This is a genomic window from Spirosoma sp. 48-14 (genome assembly GCF_001898575.1).
Classification (GTDB): domain Bacteria; phylum Bacteroidota; class Bacteroidia; order Cytophagales; family Spirosomataceae; genus Spirosoma.
In genome coordinates, this window is sequence record NZ_MKUD01000035.1 from 312 (window position 1) to 1,608 (window position 1,297).

Below are 1,297 nucleotides of genomic sequence, written 5' to 3' on the forward strand. Positions count from 1 at the left end.
AGCTGCCCGACTATATCCGAGTAGGTAACGGCGACGATGTTACCGAAAAGTACATCTTCTTAACCACAAGCCACGACGGTAGCGGAAGTATTACCGCAGCGTTTACTCCTATCCGTATCGTATGCCAAAACACCCTGAACGCATCATTGCGGAGTATGACCAACGTAGTGCGTATCAAACACACGTCAGGAGCAAAACAACGCCTTGAAAATGCTCACAAGGTTATGGGGCTTGCCAACACCCTAAGCACACAATTAGAGAACATTTTTAACGACTGGGCTAAAGTAAGGGTAACAGACCGAGAAGTAAGAAAGCTAATCCAGTTGGCACTTTGCCCGAACAAAGAAACGCTTAACCTGCTTAAAAAAGGTGCGGAAGATGAAGTTTCCACCGTATTCAAAAACACCGTAGATGATGCCTTTGAATACGCTATGATAAGCGATACCCAACAAATGGCAACTACCAAAGGCACATTATTCGGGGCTTACAATGCTGTTACAGGTTACTTTCAGAATGTACGCAATTACAGGGATGGCGAAGCCAAACTACAATCTATTGTAATGGGCGGTACAGCACAGCTAAAGACACAAAAAGCCTTTGAACTGTGTACAGACTTTGCCTATTCAGGAGCAGAGATTTTCAACTTCAATTAATCATCAAAGGCGACTGCCTGCAAAGGTGGTCGCCTACTAAAAACAAAAGATATGAAAGCATTAGATAAAATGGACAACCTCGATAAAGCGGGCTTGTTGTGCAAATTGTTTCCCGCAGAACTGGAGAACCTGCAAAACGCTATAAAAACGCAATGCGACTACTTCCTGCAAAATGAAACCGCCTTTCGTGAGGGTTGGTATCAAAAGGGATTTTTTACCGCTGAATTTTGGTACAGGCTTGTGCAGAATGCACAAAAAGGCATAGACAAGAATGAACCACTTTGGAAACGCCCGAACTGGTTTACAGACCATTTTTTTGACGGACACAATTCAATTTTCGCTATCCACTGCCTGATTGAATATACAGAGGATGCACAATGCGACCCGCAATTAAAACAGGCGATACACCTGCTTTTCGGGAACGACAAATTTTTACAGATAACCTTAAACGATAAATAATTATGGCTAATTGGTGCAACAACTGGGTTGTTTTTGAGGGAACAGCCGAAGCAATAGAGCAGATAACACAGCTATTCAAATCAATGGCTGAACAGGAACAGAAAGACAACTGCGGGCATTTACCCCATTTCGTACAGGACACGCACGGAGATTATTTCTACAATATCAGTCAGGACAATGAAAGT

The 1,297-nt window shown here is 43.0% G+C and carries 2 protein-coding genes and 1 pseudogene; all 3 read left to right on the top strand.

Translation table 11 applies throughout. The features are described 5' to 3' along the window. Positions 1 to 653 (top strand): DUF932 domain-containing protein (locus BGO59_RS18435; protein ID WP_293685438.1); only part of this gene is annotated, 653 nt, incomplete at its 5' end. Between the two features lie 51 nt (positions 654 to 704). After that, a complete protein-coding gene (locus BGO59_RS18440; protein ID WP_066436456.1) occupies positions 705 to 1,112 on the top strand; it encodes a hypothetical protein in 408 nt (135 codons plus the stop codon). A gap of 2 nt (positions 1,113 to 1,114) precedes the next feature. Continuing rightward, positions 1,115 to 1,297: pseudogene (locus BGO59_RS18445) on the top strand (hypothetical protein); the annotation flags it as partial.

Excerpts from the sequence above, each read along its gene's own strand:
- BGO59_RS18440 (WP_066436456.1), top strand. The coding sequence starts at position 705 with ATGAAAGCATTAGATAAAATGGACAACCTCGATAAAGCGGGCTTGTTG.